This window comes from Verrucomicrobiales bacterium (assembly GCA_016793885.1).
GTDB lineage: Bacteria > Verrucomicrobiota > Verrucomicrobiia > Limisphaerales > UBA11320 > UBA11320.
Genome location: JAEUHE010000079.1, coordinates 118,978 through 135,774, shown reverse-complemented (window position 1 = coordinate 135,774; position 16,797 = coordinate 118,978). Strand labels below are relative to the sequence as shown.

Sequence of the window (16,797 nt, the reverse complement as noted above, 5' to 3'; positions counted from 1 at the left end):
CGCTTATTTGAGTCGTCGGCCGCATCGCTTTATGACTCGAATCCTGGTTTCCCGATGGCTTGGTGGCTTCACTGCGTGGGTTGCTCTGCTGTCATCCTCCCTCCTGGCCGCGCCAGCTCCGGTGCCGGGCATCCCCGTCCCGACTCCCAATCAAATTGCCTGGCATGAGGCCGGAGTGGGATTGTTCTTTCATTGGGCACCCAATGTGTACCAGGGAGGCGAGGGTGATAATCTCTCGACACCTCGAACTCAGATCAACCCCGACCGCTTTGACGCTCAGCAGTGGGTGGAAGCCGTGCAGGCGGCGAACGCCGGATACATGATCTTTGTCGCGAAACACGGCGGTGGCTACTGCACCTGGCAAACGAAAACCACGGATTATTCTATCAAGACTTCGCCGTGGAAGGAGGGGCGAGGGGATATGCTGGCGGAGCTGGCGAAGGCGTGTCAGGAGGATCAGGTGGCTCTCGGTGTTTACCTGGGACCCTACGATGAAACCCATGGCGCGGGAGTGGGCGGTCGCACTAAAGACCCCACCAAACAGTCAGCGTACAAGGCAATCTACCGTCAGCAGTTGACCGAAATTCTGACTCAGTACGGACCGATGTTCGAGATGTGGTTTGATGGGGGCAACATTGTTCCCATCAATGATATCATCACAAAACATGCGCCGGGCATCATCTCGTTTCAGGGTCGCATGGCCGGCGGCTCTCGCTGGGTGGGCACGGAACATGGGTTCGCTCCGTATCCCTGCTGGAACACCATCGATTGGAAGGAAGGCGAGACACCCAAGGAAGGTGCCGGCACTCCAACGGGCAATGCTTGGTGTCCCGCCGAGTGCGATGTCTCGATCTTGCGCCCGCGCTGGTTCTGGTCCCCGGGTTCGGACAAGAACATCCTCAGCCTGGATTCCTTGAGCGAGATTTATTACCTCTCCGTCGGGCGTGGAGTGAATCTGTTGCTCAACGCGACGCCCGATTCTCATGGTGAAGTGCCAGCCGCTCAGATGACGCGGTTGCGTGAATTTGGGGACGACATTCGTGCGCGGTTCGCCAAGCCCCTGGCAGTCATGGAAGGTGAGGGTGATGGTTTAACACTGGATCTCAGCGGCGAGAAGACCGTCGATCATCTGGTGCTGCGTGAGGACATCGCGGGCGGTGAGCGTGTGCGGAAATTTATGGTGGAAGGGAAGCGTAAGAATGGGAAATCGGTCGTCTTGGCGCGAGGGAGTCAGATTGGGGTTCGCCAAATTATTCCCATCCCGGCTGTGGCGGTGACGGAGCTGCGGTTGAAGATCGAGGGGAAGGTTGCGCCGGTAACGATCCGCGAATTCGCGGCGTTCCATGTCGATCGTCCGGTGCCCGCGCTGGCGTATCGAGAGGGAGGACAACCTGCCATGCGAGCTCCCACCCTGTCCCGTAGTCGCGACGGTCATTTCGCCATCGAGAGCCCGACTCCGGCTTGGGAGATTCGGTATACCCTTGACGGTTCTGAGCCGGGTCGGAAGTCCTTGGTTTATCGAGAGCCTCAGCGTCTGCCGCTGGGTGGGATCCTGAAAGCGCGCTATTTTGACACCGAGAACCCGTCATCGTCATCCGCCGGGGGGCCGGTGGTGAGCCGTCGTTTCGGTCTCCCTCCTTCCCAAATCAGCGTTGTGAAGGCTAGTTCAGAGGAGAACGACACTCCCGCCGGGGCGGCATTTGATGGAGATCCCAAGACCATGTGGCATACCGCCTGGCGTAGCTCGACCCTCCCGCCCCCTCATGAAGTGGTCGTCGACCTCGGAAAATCGTGGTCGGTGAACGGGCTGGCTTATTTGTCCCGTCAAGACGCTGTTGGGAATTTTCCGAGCGCCATTTCGGTGTGGGCGAGTGAGAAACCGGATGCCTTTGCGGAGAGGCCCCAATTCGAAGGATCGTTCGCCAATTTCAAGAAGGATCCCCAGACTTGGCGTCAGTTGGAATTCCCGCGCGCTCTGCAAGGACGTTACCTGCGGGTCGTGTATCTCGACGAAGTCAATCACGCCAAGTGTGTAGCCACCGCGGAACTCGAGATCCTGGTGAACCCCTAGCAGCAACCCTGCTGCTTCCCGACACCGAGTTTCTTAAGCACGATTTCCAGCGGGCAGAAACCCGTCATGGACGATTGGAGCAGGTTGAAGCCTACAAAGGCCGTAAACCACAGCCAGTTGGGGCTATGATAATGGGCCAGCGCCAAGCTCGACAGGACGAAGGTCCCGGCCGCCATTCGAATGATTCGTTCCAGTGTCATCGTATCAAAGTTCCTTCTGCTGGCACCGAGCCACGGATGGGAAAAAGGTTACACTCGCAACCGCCCCTGAACTGGGAACAGGGAAAGAGGCGATTTGGCCCACGGATCACGCGGATCACACGGATGGGACCTGAAATCCGGTGAGGTGATTTTATTCTGACCGGGCTGCCAGTGGGCTTGGTTTCATCCGTGTGTTCTGTGTGTTCCGTGGGCAAAAACTCAGGTTCTGGCCAGCTCGGTCGGCTTACGTGCATTGGTGGCGAGTTCCTGCCTGAACCGCTGAACGCACGCCGCCCCCACTGAAGTGGAAACTCCGTACGCCGACGGGAACGCCCCAAGCAGGAACTTCTAGGCTGCCCCTTTCAGGCTGTCCTCGGAATCCTTGATCACGAAGCGGGCGCGCAGCCGCGCCACTTCACTGGCCAGGCCAGCGAGCCGGACTGAGCTGAGGACTTCGTTGAAGTCCTTGTAGGCCGCCGGAGCCTCGTCCTTCGGATAGGTGCGGCAGTTGGTCAGGATATCGTGAGCGGCAAACTCTTGATCCACCGTTGACTGGTCCAGTTCCCGGATTGCCGCCTTGCGCCCCTTGGCTCGGCCTGCGCCGTGGTTTACGCTATAGCAGCTCTTAGCGGCGCCAGGATCGGCCACCATCACGCAGGATCCCGCCGTCGGGTTGCCCGGCAATAGGATCGGATGCCCGGTTTCATAAAACGGTGTTTCTTTCAGGGCATAATGGTGGGCGGGAAAGGCCCGGGTGGCTCCCTTTCGATGAACCCAGCATTCGCGATTCTCGACGATCTCGCGTCGGGCGATATTGTGGCTAATGAAGTACACGAGGGATCCACGGGCTCCGGGTAGCACCTCTTGGAATGCCTCCAACACCAGAGCATTGATCAAGAGATGATTCACGGTCGCAAAGTTGGCACCCAAGGCCATGTCATTCAGATAGTCGTTCGCCTCGGGAGTGCCGAGAGGGGCATAGACCAATTCGCGATCCCCACCCGGTAGAGGGATGTCCCAAGTGGCAAACTTGCTTTGGAGCACCCGAAACTGATCATTCGCGAGCTGATACCCGAACCCGCGAGATCCGCAGTGGGAAAGAAACGCCACGTGCCCATCGCGCAGTCCGAAGACCTCGGCGGCGCGCCGGGCCCGTTCGTCAGTTCCCACCTGCACCGTCTCGCATTCTCCAAAGTGGTTTCCGCCGCCGTAGGAACCGAGTTGACGCACCTTGTCTTCGAATTTGGCGAAGCGGCCAGTCGAGAGGAGGAACTCGAGGCGCTCGGCGAGATCGCCGCTTTGGTTGTTGTGGCCCAGGTGAAAGGAATCCTCGCAGCGGGTCGCCCACTCGGGCGGGATCCCGAGTTCGTGACAGACCCCGACTGAAGCGCCTTCGATCGCAACGCGACGGCCTAGCGCACTGTCGACCGCGCGCCCTTTCTTGACGGAACGCTGGCCCTTACCTGCGCCGGTTGGAGTGCGCTCCAGAATGGCGTCAATGAGCGCCCGGCGGGTCGGCCTATCCTCGATCGCGGCGGCGGGAAGATCCAGCTGCAGCAGGCTCATGGAGCATTTGATATCCACCCCCACCGGCCCCGGATACACATGGGTCGGGGACACGAGCACGCAACCGACCGGGGCTCCATAGCCTGCATGGGCATCGGGGTTCAGCACCAGATCCGTCACACCGGGCGCACCGCGTGAGTTCAACGCTTGCTCGAGGCACTTGGCATCGAAGCCGTCGCGGATGGCCTTGGTTCCGATGACGGTGATCGGTTTTCCTTTGTTCTCCGGCGCTGGGAGAAATCCCGTCGCTTCGCCGGTGGATTGGATGCTCATTTGGTTTGTGGCAGTTTCCATATCTATTGCAAAAGTATGTGACGACAAAGAGTGATGAAACGTTTTCGTGCTCTACCATTGAGCTATGGCCCCATCTGTTGGAGCCACCGGGACTCGAACCCGGAACCGCGTCTTCTTTAGAGATGTAGTTCCATCGGCATTCGTCACAAATCTGACTTGGCCCTCGACGAGAGCCCGTTATTAAGAGCGGTTCGACAAAAGGTTACCGAGACGGTTTGGTTTCGTGTAGTCTCGGCGGCATTCGAACCGCAAATTCGTCTTTCGAGGAGGGCGGAAACAGTCACAGCTTGCTGTGCTGCTCCGCCCTCCGGTGGCGTCCTACAAAGAGATGGCGTCCATGACGCCCACCCAATGCTCGGCCCCGAGGCGGCCTTCCGTGAAGGCGGCGATCACCTCGAAGACTTGGTCGGAAAATCCTCCGACGTTCAATACCGATTCTCCCTCGTTCGCCTGCGTGGTCGCCGAAGGCTGAAGATCGATACAGACCAACTGAGCCTGCGGATTAAACCGCTTAAACACGGTCCACTCGCGCATTGTCCCGGTTCCGCGGCCATTGGTCGCGTCCACCCACGATTCGTTGTCGGAGATGAACACGACCAGGTCGCCCTTCGCTTGGCGGCGGTTCAACTCGGCCAGCGGGGCGGAACAGTTCGTTCCGCCTCCGCCCACTGCAGCCAACTTCTCTGCATTCGTCATGATGCTGTCGCGGGCGTTCAGACGCACCGGCACGACGTTCGACTCGAACGGCAGGACTTCGGCCTGCGGATTCTGTCGCAGGATGGAAGCGGCCACCAGAGCAGCTACATCGATGCACCGCACCGAGCTCGTCGCCCCCTTCCGGTGCCCCGTCACCGGGGAACTCATGGAGCCGGAGACATCCGGACACACATAGATCTTTCCCTCGAGACGGGGCACGTTCTCGGTTGCCACCTCCATGGCGTCCTGCAGTGCTTCTAAAATCGGGCTGGGCACCTCGTTCCCGGCCGACCGAAACGCGGCCAGCAGCTGATACGGAAACGCTCGAGCGCGTCGGACGGCACTCGGATCCTTGAGTCGCTGAGCGACCGTGTTAACCATAGCTCGATCGTTGAAAACCCCGTGACGAGCGAAGGTGTTCAGATTCATGCGAGTCATCTGCCAAGGCGCCTGTTTTGCGATTGCCGCCCATTCCGTTTGACCGAGGTTGAGCGCCGTGAGCATTTGGAACGGTACCTCCGGCACCACACCTCGCTGGTTGGGAACGGCCGCCTTAAACGCCTCGAACTGTTTGACGATTTCGGGCAGTGCGGTGGCTTCGTGCTTTCGCTCGAGCAGGTATCCATACAGGGCCTCGCGCTGTGGACTGTTCGGTTTCGGGTGAACCAACTTGATCAGGTCCGCCATGGAGGGGTCGTTCCCAACCGACGCCCGAAACAGTTGCTCGTCGGTTCTGGACTCCAACCAGCCCTGAGCCAGCTTTTTCGGCACCGTGCCGAGAGACTTGCGTCCCACGGCTCCGGAGCGCATGACCTGCACAAAGTTCCGGAGCATTTTTCCATCGTCGATCACCCGATCGAAAACCCGTCGCAGAAGCTGAGTATCGCGGGTCGCCAGGAGGGCGCAGAGCACCGCCGGGGTATCCTTCATGAATCCCTTGGTTCGGGCGTAAACCGCCGCTTTCGCGAGAAACGGATCATCGACGTCTCGCGCCAAGCTCAGGAGTTGCTGCAATTGGTCCTTCGCGGAGGCGTAGAAGGTGGAGTTCAAGCAACCCGTTGCGACATACTGCGCGAGGGCGTGCCTCGGGCCGAACGCATAGGCCGGGGCACCCTCTTGATTGGTGGCATCCGTTTGCGGGAGCAGTGCTCCTCGCTGGGATCGGAATAAGTTCTTGTTGGCCATATCGATTCTTTCGTCTCGTTCTGCCGACCCTATTGCAAGGCGCATGCCAACCTCGAGATGATGGCCCCGAACTCGTGGAAATGCTGAAAACGCGCAGAAAACGTCCTCTTTAGTAGGTTGGGCCCTCTGTCGAAACGATTTGCCTCTTCAAGCGAGTAGCCGATAAGCTAATGTAAGCGAATTAAAGCTATGGCAACCAAGAAACGAGTCGTGATTGGACTGCTGGGGAGTGTGTTGGACTTCGGCTACCACGAAGAGCGGTGGTCTAAATGGCGTCCGACGGTTTCCTTGTGCAAGCATCCGGAGCTGCCGGTGGATCGGTTCGAGCTGATCTACGACCCTCAGTTTCAGAATATCGCCAATGTGGTCTTGTCGGACCTGCGACGGGTGTCCGAATCCATCATTGCACGCGGAACGCCGCAGCCGCTGCGGGATCCCTGGGATTTTGAGGAGGTCTATGCTGCATTGCATGACTTCGCTCGGGCTTATCCCTTCAAACCGGACGAAGAGGAATACCTGATTCATATCACCACCGGCACCCACGTGCAGCAGATCTGTTTGTTCTTGCTGACGGAATCGCGGCATTTTCCCGCGCGGCTGGTGCAGAGCGCCCCGTTGGATTCCAAGCGACGTGGAGCCGACGGCAAGTTCGCCATCATCGATCTCGATTTGTCCAAGTATGATCGCCTGGCCTCGCGCTTCGGCACGGAGCAGCGTGAAGCCCGCACCTTTTTGAAGTCGGGAATCGCCACTCGCAACGCCCGGTTCAATGAGCTTATCGAGCAGATTGAACATGTGGCGATCCAGGCTCGGGAGCCGATCTTGCTGACCGGACCTACGGGTGCCGGTAAATCACAGCTGGCTCGCCGCATCTACGAACTCAAGAAATCCCGGCACCAGCTCGAGGGCGGATTTGTGGATGTCAACTGCGCCACCTTGCGCGGGGATTCCGCGATGAGCGCGTTGTTCGGTCATGTGAAAGGGGCGTTTACGGGAGCCCAAAAGGATCGGGCTGGGTTGTTGCGCACGGCCGATCGAGGTGTGTTGTTCCTGGATGAGATCGGCGAACTGGGGGCCGACGAGCAGGCGATGCTCTTGCGCGCGCTTGAGGAGAAGCGTTTTCTCCCCTTTGGGGGGGATGAGGAGGTGAGGAGCGATTTTCAGCTGATCGCGGGGACGAACCGCGATCTGCTCCAGAGTGTGCGGGAGGGACGTTTTCGTGAGGATTTGTTGGCTCGAATCAATCTCTGGACCTTCCAGTTGCCTGGATTACGGGAGCGTCCGGAGGATATTGAACCCAATCTAGATTACGAACTTGACCAGTATGCGCGGAAATCCGGTCAGCGGGTCACGCTCAGCAAGGAAGTGCGCGAGGCCTTCCTCGAATTTGCTCGGTCTCCGGCCGCTCGCTGGTCGGCCAACTTCCGGGACCTCAATGCCTGTGTTACCCGAATGGCGACCCTCGCGTCGGGAGGAAGAATCACCCGCGAGGTGCTGTCCGGTGAAGTGACCCGTCTCCGCGTGGCGTGGAGCGAGGCACGGGATGAAGGGGATGATGACGCCACGCTGCTCGCGCTGGTGGGTCCCAAACGTCTCAAGGAGCTTGATCTGTTCGATCGGGTGCAACTCGCCGGAGTGATTCGGGTTTGTCGGGAATCCGCCACCCTCTCCGAAGCGGGAAGGAAACTGTTTGCCGTGACTCGCGAGAATCGGCGAACGGCGAACGATGCTGATCGGCTGCGCAAGTACCTCGCCCGGTTTCAGCTTGATTGGGAGGAGGTGAGGGCTAGTTCCACTTGATTTGGCACGTGAGAACCCCTGGTTTGAAGAGATTAGCTAACGCGGGGAGCCCAGCGAGGCGGGTGTGATTAAAGTGGGTGAGAGTGTTTCCTCGTCAGCGGTATTTCCGACTCCGTCGGGTGCTGAAAGCTGTAGAGGACTACAGCACTCCAAATAGCTTTGCCACCGCGCGGAGCGTCTTGGAGTGCGTGCACCCCTGTGCCGCTTTGGTCCCCTCCGATGCAATCAGTTCCAGCTCGCTCACTTCAAATCACACCCGGCTACCCCTCCGCCACCCGGCTTTGAGGTTGTCATGGCGCGCCGTGAGGCTAGGCTGGGTCACCAATCTGGGTTTCATGAAATCGAACTTCGCCACTCTTTCCGTCCTTGTCAGTTTGATCGCAGCCCTGTCGCGGTTCCAGGCCACGGCTGCTTCGGTCTCCCAGGAACTCCGAAAGCATGTGAATGAGCGGGTGCAGGCGGAATATGCTCCGATCGAAGCGATCTACCGCAATCTGCACGCTCACCCGGAGCTCTCGTTCATGGAGGTGAAAACGGCCGCCTTGGTCGCCCGTGAGCTGCGTTTGCTTGGCTTTGCAGTGACCGAAAAAGTCGGGAACACCGGGGTGGTGGGAGTGCTGACAAACGGAGCGGGGCCCACTTTGCTTGTCCGCGCGGACATGGATGGGCTTCCGGTGAAGGAGGCGTCCGGAGTCTCGTATGCCAGCACGGATATTGTGAAGGATCTTTCCGGTAAGGATCAGCCGGCCATGCACGCTTGCGCTCATGACGCCCATATTGCCGGCTTGATCGGCACCGCGCGGCTGCTCGTGACCCTGAAGGCCGAGTGGTCTGGGACCCTAGTGCTGATGGCGCAACCGGCTGAGGAAATCGTGGCCGGAGCCCGGGCGATGTTGGCGGACGGTTTGTTCACGCGATTCCCCAAGCCAGACTACGCGATTGCTTTGCATGTCATGTCCGCATTGCCGGCGGGCGTGATTGGCTATGCCGAGGGGCCATTGCTCGCCAGTGTGACGTCGATGGATATCCAGGTGCGTGGTGTGGGTGGGCACGGTTCGGCGCCTCATACCACCAAGGATCCCATCGTGCTCGCTTCTCAGATCGTGTTGGCGTTGCAGACGATCGTCAGTCGAGAGATGAAACCAGGCACTCCGGCGGTGGTCACCGTCGGGACAATTCAGGGTGGGCTCAAGCGCAACATCATCTCGGACTCGGTTAAGCTGGAGCTGACGCTTCGCAGCTTCGACGAGAAGGTGATGGCTCAGCTCGTCGCCTCGATTCGTCGTGTGTGCGATGGGTTGGCACGGGCCGCAGGCGTTCCCGATGCGTTGCTACCGATCGTGGTAGTGACTCCAGAGTCGGTTCCTGTGACCAGCAACGACCCCAAGTTGGCGCGTCGTTTGGCTGGAACCTTTACTGAGTGGTTTGGATCCGATCGGGTCCGCGTTCAGACGCCGATCACGGGAGGGGAGGATTTTTCGGAGTTGGGCCGCACGGCTCATCGAATTCCCATCTGCATGTGGTTCGTAGGAGCTACGGATGCGGCGCTTATCGAGCAGAGTGAGCGTTCAGGGGTGCCCCTGCCTTCCAACCACTCTCCCACATTTGCCCCTGTAGCCGAGCCCACGCTCAAGGCCTGTGTGAGCTCCATGACGGCTGCTGTGCTTGAGTTGCTTCACAAATAGCCCGCATCCTTCCGTCGCTCATGACATCACCTGAGACTTACGAAGACCGCATCGCCCGACACCTCTCCGAGTTGGGTATCCCAGCCGCGTATGGGACGGAGCGAGGGATGATTCTTCATCGCGAGGCGACGGAGTTGGTCTCGGTGGGCAAGGACATGTATGGGCGCGAGCAGCGATTGACTCCGGCGGCTGCGGCGGGTTGGGAAGCGATGCGCTCGTCAGCAGCAGGGCAGGGCGTTGATCTGCTCTTGGTGTCGGCGTTTCGTAGTGTCGACTACCAGCGTCAGATCTGGGATCGGAAATTAGCCGCCGGGCAGAGCGTCGCTCAGATTCTGACCGTGAGCGCGCCTCCGGGCTATAGCGAGCATCACACGGGACGTGCGTTGGACTTGACCGCAGCTGGATGCGAGCCCTTAACGGAGGCTTTTGAGACTCTACCGGCCTTTACCTGGTTGGCAGCCCATGCCGGGCAGTTTGGGTTCGCGATGAGCTATCCTAGGAACAACCCGCATGGGGTTGTTTACGAGCCCTGGCATTGGTGTCTGGGCGAAGGGTGATCATCGGGCCAGGGGGGCGGTGAAGAAGATGGGGTTCCAGTCAGGCTCCGTGATCGGATGAGCCTCCTCATACTTCTTGAGATGGACGTGTAATTTCGCCAACCGCTCCGGCGAGAGCTGCGCTGCCGTGCTCCGGACCAGCGTCTCGGCCTGTGGTAGGGGATGTCGGGCGGCTGCCGAGGCGAGCATCCAGGCCTTATCCAGGTTCTTGGGGACCCCTTGTCCAGCCGCGTACAACTTGGCCAGGTTGAGTTGCGCCTCTGGAAAATGATTGGTGGCGGCGGCGCGAAACCACAGCAGCGCTTGAGATACGTCAGGTGTGCCGCCTACGCCGGCCAGGTGGAACTCCCCGACGCGATTCTGGGCCTGCGGATGTCCGCCCAGAGCCGCCTCGCGAAAGAGTTCCAACGCCTTTCGCTTGTCTTGTTCCACCAGCGCTCCTTTCCAGTAGATCTCGGCCATCCAGGTGGTGCGATCGGCCGGACTGTTGGTCAGCTTTCCTTCAATCCAATAATGAAATGTCGCTGTGTCGACTGGCGGCGTGGCTCCGGTATGGACCAGGCGTAGATACGCCGCCGCTGTCGATCCCATCTGTTTGTCAGCCGCCCGCTGATACCAGCGCGCCGCCTCGGAAAATGAAACTGGGACTCCGTAGCCTCGTTCGAGGCATTCCGCATATCTCATCATGCCATGAGGATCCTTTGCCTGGGCGGCGCGACGAAACCAAGCGGCCGCCTCCCGGGGATCCCTTCGCAGTCCCTGGCCTGTCCGATACATCTCTCCGACAGTGGACATGCAATCAGCCCGGCCTTGATTGGCGGCGTATAGCATTAGTCCGGGGTCGGGAATGGAGTCATACTCCTTGGCATCGAGTGGCTGACCTTTGGCGAGTTGCTTCAGAAGGTGCCTGGCGTTTCCGCTACCCGACGATGCTGCCTTGTTCAGCCACATCTTAATCTCATCGAAGCCCTCTGTTGCGTCCTTCTGATGATGGTACAGCGCCATGGCTATTTGAATCATCCCTTCGCTCGAACCCTGGTCCGCGGCTCGGCGGAACCAGGCCAGCGCCCGTTCCAGGTTCGCCGGATCATCGCCGGTCTTTTCGAGGTGCAGGTCTCCCAGTTTGATTTGCGCAGCGGGGAATCCCTGCGCGGCCGACTTTTCGATCCATTCCCGCCAGGGATAGATCGTGGCACCCATGATGTTTGATTTGCGTTTGGCGTCAGCCTCGTAAGCGAGGCCCAGCAGGTATTGCGATGGGGCGTCGTTCGCCTCCGCTCCTTTGCTCATCCAGAGCACCGCCTTTTCCTGGCTGGCCCAGGCGGTTCCCGGGATGGCGTATAAACTGGCCAGCCAGCGGTAGGCGGGGATGAAACCTTCATCTGCCGCCCGCTTCAGCCAATGGTGCGCCTCACGCGAGCCCACCTCCGGCGTCCCGTTGGTCAACGCCAGCATGCTGACGATACCCATCTCACACAGCGCCGGCGCGTAGTTCGCCTCGACCGCCTTATCAAGCCACTGCTTGCCCAGCTTTGCGTTGGCTCCGACGCCATATCCTTCCCGATAGGCGAAACTCAGAACCAGCATCGCAGGCGGAAGCTTCTGCTCCGCCCCCTGTTTCAGGCTCTGAAAATCCTTACCCATCCACTCCGTCACTTCCTTTTCATAGTCAGCGGATGCTGGTCCGGCCGCGGTTGAGTCGGCGGCAGCGGTGACAAGCAGAAGAACCCACACGCAGCGGAGCGTTTTCACTACGGCATTCATAGAATCTTCCTCAACGTCTCGCATTGGTTTGCTCGGGTGGTAGCGGCTTCACCCGGCTGGCCCAGTAGGTGCGCAACTCTTTCATTTTGATCTCCATCTCCGCCAGATCCCAACGGCCATTGCCATTCCGATCATCCGGAGAGGAGGCTCCACCGATCATCTCGGGAGTCAGCAACCCGGGATTTTCGGAGGCGGCAGCCGTGGCCTTCCTCGCCATGTCCCAAGCCACCTCGGCCGCGGAGATCTTGGCATCCTTATTCTCATCGAGAGTTCGGATCGCCTCGGCAAACGTCCGGCCCAGGTTCGGTTGGCTGAAGTCGTAGCCGGGCTTCGGGTTCTCCGGGGTGAAGAGCGGTTCCGCCTCGGTGATCCCGATCAGTCCGTCGTGATCTTTGTCTCGCCCCGCGATGAGCATCTGAACGCGAGCACGCATGACTCCGAAATGGAGGAGCGTCTCCTCTGGATCCAGCTTCCGATTTCGATTGAGATCGTAAACGAACAAGCGTCCGGCGAAGGGGTCTTTGTCCAGCGGAACGCTTAATACCTCCGCGGTCCCCAGCCTGCCATCCGCGTTCGCATCGAACCGACGATAGAGGCTGCGCGCCAGGTCCGGACTCGCCCAAGCCGCTTCGGCCTCACGGGCAGTGGAATGGGTGCCGACAGCGAGTGTTGAGATCTTGCCAAACTGGTTTAGATGCATCCGGTTTCCTGCATCCACTCGAAGCGTCTCGGCAATTCCCGTCCAGCCGCTTCCGGGCGGCAGCCATGCCAGCAGCGTGTCCAGATGGCGCAGGGCCCGCTCAGGCTGGTTTACCGGGCTGGCGAGCGAAGCGAGCGCTCCCATCCATTCGATTTCGAAGGATTCATCCAGGGGAGAGATTTCATCGATGGCTTTCAGGACTTGGGGATAATCGGCATCCAGGAAGTGATGGAACACTCTTTGGTGGGGTGACCATTGGGCCACGTCTTTGAGCAGCGCTTCCCGAGATATCTCCAACGAAGTCCATTCGGATTCGGGTCGTTCATAGAGCGACCGGCAATCAACTCGCGCCAACATTCCCAGCGGGCTCCATTTCGTGCCGCCGAGCCAGAGAGTCCGGTCTCGAAGCACAATAGACTTGGCATCAGACCCCATCCCGGTGGGGGCCGCAAAGTGCCCGATCCAGCGCATGGTGGGCTGGTGCAGCAAGGCGCAGATCCAGCCCGTCCCGGGATCCGATGAGCTGCAGACCACCCACAAGAAGGCACCATCGGGGATCAGCTTCTGAATCGGGCCGGGGAAGCGATTCAACTCAAGGGCGGGATGATAGCTTGCACCCAAAAGGCCCCGTGATTTCTCGATACTTGCCTGCAGCTCATCCAGGGGAATATTTCCAACACCGGCTGCCGGGGTGAACCAGGCGGCGTCGAAGTTCCCGGAAGGGAGGCAATGGAAGAGTCCCGCCGACGAGGCGATCCAGATCGAGTTGCTGAGTCCGGGAACGACCGATGTCGGCGGACCAATCTGACGTCCCGGGTGGGCTGAAGACTGGTAGCGCAGTGGTATCCAAGCGTTTCCTTCGGAATTGAGCTTCATTGGTTCGGCTTCGCCGAACACGAGTGAGCCTCCGGACGCCACCGCGGTTTCGGTCACGGATTGCCAGAGAAAGTGAGGAGGCAGGCTCGGGTAGCTGCCCCACATGGCAGTCTCGAAATCGAACCGCGACGCCGATCCTCGACTTGACGCCACATAGAGATGGGATCCTTGAACTGCGATCTGGTTGATCACACCCGAAAACCGGCTGGGGAGCAGCAGCGTACGAAGGGCTTTTCGGGAGGTGGCGTCAATTTCCACCAGTTTTGCCCCGGCCAGCCACACCCGATTGGAACGGGTGAAGATTCGATTGAACCGATTAGTGGTCTCGAACCCAGTAACCTCCCGATAGCTGCGCTCGGCGAGCGAGTATTCCCAAACCCGCCAGGAGTCCAGAGTGACGCCCTCGATGTCCACCTCGAGACCACGTTCCTTCGGCTGGGTAAGCTGGCGACGTTCGTGGCCTTGGGTGAGCAGCCAGAGATTTCCCTCTAACCAGCAGAGGTCCACGACTCGGTCGACCTTCGGGTTGCGACGAAACGCCAAAGGCTCCAGCGCAACCTGGATCGGGGCGGGAAGTGTATTAGGGACTCGATAGAACCGGTCCCAATTGAACTCCGGAGTGTTCTCGTTGGTGATCGTCAGTTGGGGCAGCAGCGCTCGGTGCTGCTTTTCTTCCGCCTGGCGGGCGAGTTGAAGGGGGCGGATGCGTCGGCGCAGTTCGGAGAGCCTCTGGATGCTCTCGGGAAGCTGGCAGAGGTAGTCGGCGGTCTGAAGTGACAGTGCGGCTTCGGGCCCCGAATCGGCCGTTGAAATGAGTGCCGCCCAGTCGATAAGCCGCTGCTCCGCCAACTGGATAAACTGAGCGGTGGCGTCCGTGGGATAGTGTTTCATCGCCGGTGACCGCACAAGAGTGAGGTTCCGATAGTGACTGTTGAGCACGCGTCGTCGTGCATCTGGTGACAGCCATTCGATAGCCCGAGCCGCGGTGGCAGCGGTGAGCCCCTCCGAAGACATGAAGTCTTCGACGAGCTGCTGCCAGGAGTCGCCCATCTCACGCAGGAATTCGGGATCCTCCTCCTGCGAGGTGCCGGTCCCGGCCAGGTAGCGTAAGCGGAATTGCTGCCGTCGAAGTTCCGGATCGTCTGGAGCCAGCAGGCAGGCTGTCTCGATGAACTGGAGTTCGCGCAGCCATCGCCGCCGGATCGAGGGAGCTGCTAGATCGTAGGGCCGCGTGGACGGGGCTCCGCCGTCCCAGGTCAGCTTGGCCAGGTGGTCGGCCATCAGACGTGGCCCCGAGAGAGAGGGAGTCGGCGAGGCCGTCGTGACCGGGGTTTGAACGTCTCTACCGGCGACCTGACTCAGTACCTTCGTGGCGAGATCCCGGTACGCGCTCGACAGCTTCTCGGCCGTGAGGTTGGTGGCCCCGAGCGTTAGATATTGCCCGCTGGCGGTCAGCAAAGCGACCCCGAGGCTGAAGACTTCGCGGGTGATTGTCCCGGTAGGTGAAGAGCTTAGGGACACTTGATTGCTGCTCAGCACCACCAGCAGCGCGGTGGAGGCGTTGCTCCAGGCCGTCGACCCTCCGCGCACGAATCCGCCCGCGAGCAGATCCACCTCCCTGCGACCCTGCCGAGGCCGCGTGCTCGGCTGGATTCGGATCGATTGCCCTGGCAGCGTTGACTGATCGAGGACATCGAGGAACTCTCGGCTGATCTCCCGGAGCGGAAGATCATGCGGGGCCTGGATGCTCTGAGAATGGACGTGATCGATCACCGAAAGCGACGGGATGCGGCTTGTTCCATAGTGGCGTTCCGTCACTTCTTTCAGGAACTCCACACAGGCCAGCTTGATTCGGGGAAGCTCCTGGAAAGTGCTTTGCTTGTTCGTCAGCGAAAGGTTGGGCCAGGGCAGTTGGAGCGTGCCGATCAGTTCTCCACGAACCGGGTGAATGAGTTCGATCAGCAGTTGAGGGGTGGGTTTTGCCAAGGTTTCGAAGCGTCCGAAGAGGAGAAAATCGCAGGCTGCCCAGTGTCCTGCCCGTGCGCGAGTCTCGGGTTCTACCCATCCGGCGGCACTCAGTTCCAGCTCGGTGCGTAAGGTTCGGGCATCGGATCGTTCCACCCAGTCAATCCCCTCATACCCAGCCAGGCTCATTTGGAGGATGTCGCTGAATTGGCGGGCGGTGTTTGCCTCCTGGAATGAAGTGGTGTCGGCCCGGAACATCATCATCGCCGCCTTGGGTTTGGGGGCGGCGTCCGCGGGCCAGATGCAGAGTCCGATGAAGAGAAGGCGGATTGACCAGGTGCGGCAAACGTCAGTCATAGCGTGGGCATCCATGCGTTGTCGGGGCAGGGGGTGGGATTTTGCTAGGGCTGCGGAGCGGGTAAGCGTTGCATGACGCTGGGTATGAACCGGAGAGCCAAGTCATTGGCCGATTTCTGAAGGGCGTTCTTGGCGGCGGTCTGCTCGCTGATATCGACGCTGACTGAGGTTTCTCGATCCGACGCCAGAATTCTACCTGACTTATGCACGGCCTTGATTTCCACCCGCGCCTTGCACGAGTGGAGATTCCCTTTGCGCAAGGCAGCCACGCTAAAGGCTTCTCCGCTGATTCGCACATCCGCCTCGGCGGCGTGTGACTGATCGAGGAGGACGAACCCAGCGTTCAGCAAAATCTTGGACATCTCGGTTTCCGCCGCAGGGTCATTGGCTGGCGCTCCGTAGTGTTGTTCGGGAATGGAGATCGATACCGAGGGCAGGGGTTTATTTCCGAGCGTTTGACGAAGCTGTTTGGCTACATCGACCGCGGGCTGGTCAGCCGCTAGCAGCTCGGCGGACGAGCTGCTGAGTCGGGATCCGAGTTTGGTGGCCAGGCTTCCAGCGACGCTGGTGAGAAGGTCGGATGCCTTTCCTCGGGCGGTCTCTCCCAGAACCCGACCCGTTTCGCAACTGAGGATCTTGGCGGTGACAAGGTAGTCTTGTTCCACCCGAATCACCTTGCCCGTCACCAGAACCTTGGCACCTATCAATCGACCTACTTTTGCTGCGCTTTCGGGGCTTACCAGGCCGGATTGACCCTCCTCCTGGATACTCAGAATTTTATGGATTTCGGCCCGTTCGATCAGCGTGAGTTCCGGAAGGGTTGCGAGTTGAGCAGTGATGACACTCGCCACCTTGGTGCCCAGACCCTGACTGCCTTCATCGTATGATTCGAAGTCGAGGACGGCTACCGGCAGCGCTGCGGAAGCGGCGGAGGTGAGACCGATCACGAGCAGGCAGAGTAGGTGCTTTAGGGGGTGTGTCATGTTCCTTGAGAGCAGGACACAGTCCTTCTCTTGATTCTCTATCGGTTCCAGCCCCTCGTTCCTTGAACGCAATCATCCCGGGGTGGAGGAATCTGACG

Annotated in this window: 10 protein-coding genes; 4 read left to right on the top strand and 6 right to left on the bottom strand. The window is 59.9% G+C overall.

From position 1 onward, the window contains the following. Positions 1 to 31 precede the first annotated feature (31 nt). Complete coding sequence (locus JNN07_09795; protein ID MBL9168021.1) at positions 32 to 2,071, top strand: alpha-L-fucosidase; 2,040 nt, start codon at positions 32 to 34, stop codon at positions 2,069 to 2,071. Here JNN07_09795 and JNN07_09790 read toward each other — a convergent pair. From JNN07_09790 to JNN07_09780, 3 genes are all read right to left on the bottom strand, one after another. Beyond that, positions 2,068 to 2,271 (bottom strand): DUF2892 domain-containing protein, encoded by a 204-nt coding sequence (locus JNN07_09790; GenBank protein ID MBL9168020.1) that lies wholly within the window; start codon positions 2,269 to 2,271, stop codon positions 2,068 to 2,070. The two genes, JNN07_09795 and JNN07_09790, sit on opposite strands and share 4 nt — an antisense overlap. Before the next feature lie 348 nt (positions 2,272 to 2,619). Then, positions 2,620 to 4,131 carry an RtcB family protein gene (locus tag JNN07_09785; GenBank protein MBL9168019.1) on the bottom strand — a complete coding sequence of 504 codons (1,512 nt, stop codon included), beginning with the start codon at positions 4,129 to 4,131 and terminating at the stop codon, positions 2,620 to 2,622. A gap of 318 nt (positions 4,132 to 4,449) precedes the next feature. Continuing rightward, complete coding sequence (locus tag JNN07_09780; GenBank protein ID MBL9168018.1) at positions 4,450 to 6,012, bottom strand: TROVE domain-containing protein; 1,563 nt, start codon at positions 6,010 to 6,012, stop codon at positions 4,450 to 4,452. 189 nt (positions 6,013 to 6,201) lie between these two features. Between JNN07_09780 and JNN07_09775 the strand changes: the two genes are divergently transcribed. From JNN07_09775 to JNN07_09765, 3 genes are all read left to right on the top strand, one after another. Further along, a complete protein-coding gene (locus JNN07_09775; protein ID MBL9168017.1) occupies positions 6,202 to 7,812 on the top strand; it encodes a sigma 54-interacting transcriptional regulator in 1,611 nt (536 codons plus the stop codon). 335 nt (positions 7,813 to 8,147) lie between these two features. Next, complete coding sequence (locus JNN07_09770; protein MBL9168016.1) at positions 8,148 to 9,497, top strand: amidohydrolase; 1,350 nt, start codon at positions 8,148 to 8,150, stop codon at positions 9,495 to 9,497. Positions 9,498 to 9,517: 20 nt separating this feature from the next. Next, complete coding sequence (locus JNN07_09765) at positions 9,518 to 10,054, top strand: D-alanyl-D-alanine carboxypeptidase family protein (GenBank protein MBL9168015.1); 537 nt, start codon at positions 9,518 to 9,520, stop codon at positions 10,052 to 10,054. Here the strand turns inward: JNN07_09765 and JNN07_09760 are convergent, their stop codons facing one another. From JNN07_09760 to JNN07_09750, 3 genes are read right to left on the bottom strand one after another with little or no spacing between them, the layout of a single operon-like run. Beyond that, positions 10,055 to 11,818 carry a sel1 repeat family protein gene (locus tag JNN07_09760; protein MBL9168014.1) on the bottom strand — a complete coding sequence of 588 codons (1,764 nt, stop codon included), beginning with the start codon at positions 11,816 to 11,818 and terminating at the stop codon, positions 10,055 to 10,057. It lies immediately after the preceding gene. Positions 11,819 to 11,828: 10 nt separating this feature from the next. After that, positions 11,829 to 15,716, bottom strand: a complete 3,888-nt coding sequence (locus JNN07_09755) for a hypothetical protein (GenBank protein MBL9168013.1) — start codon at positions 15,714 to 15,716, stop codon at positions 11,829 to 11,831. Between the two features lie 44 nt (positions 15,717 to 15,760). Further along, positions 15,761 to 16,699 carry a hypothetical protein gene (locus JNN07_09750; GenBank protein ID MBL9168012.1) on the bottom strand — a complete coding sequence of 313 codons (939 nt, stop codon included), beginning with the start codon at positions 16,697 to 16,699 and terminating at the stop codon, positions 15,761 to 15,763. Positions 16,700 to 16,797 lie beyond the last annotated feature (98 nt).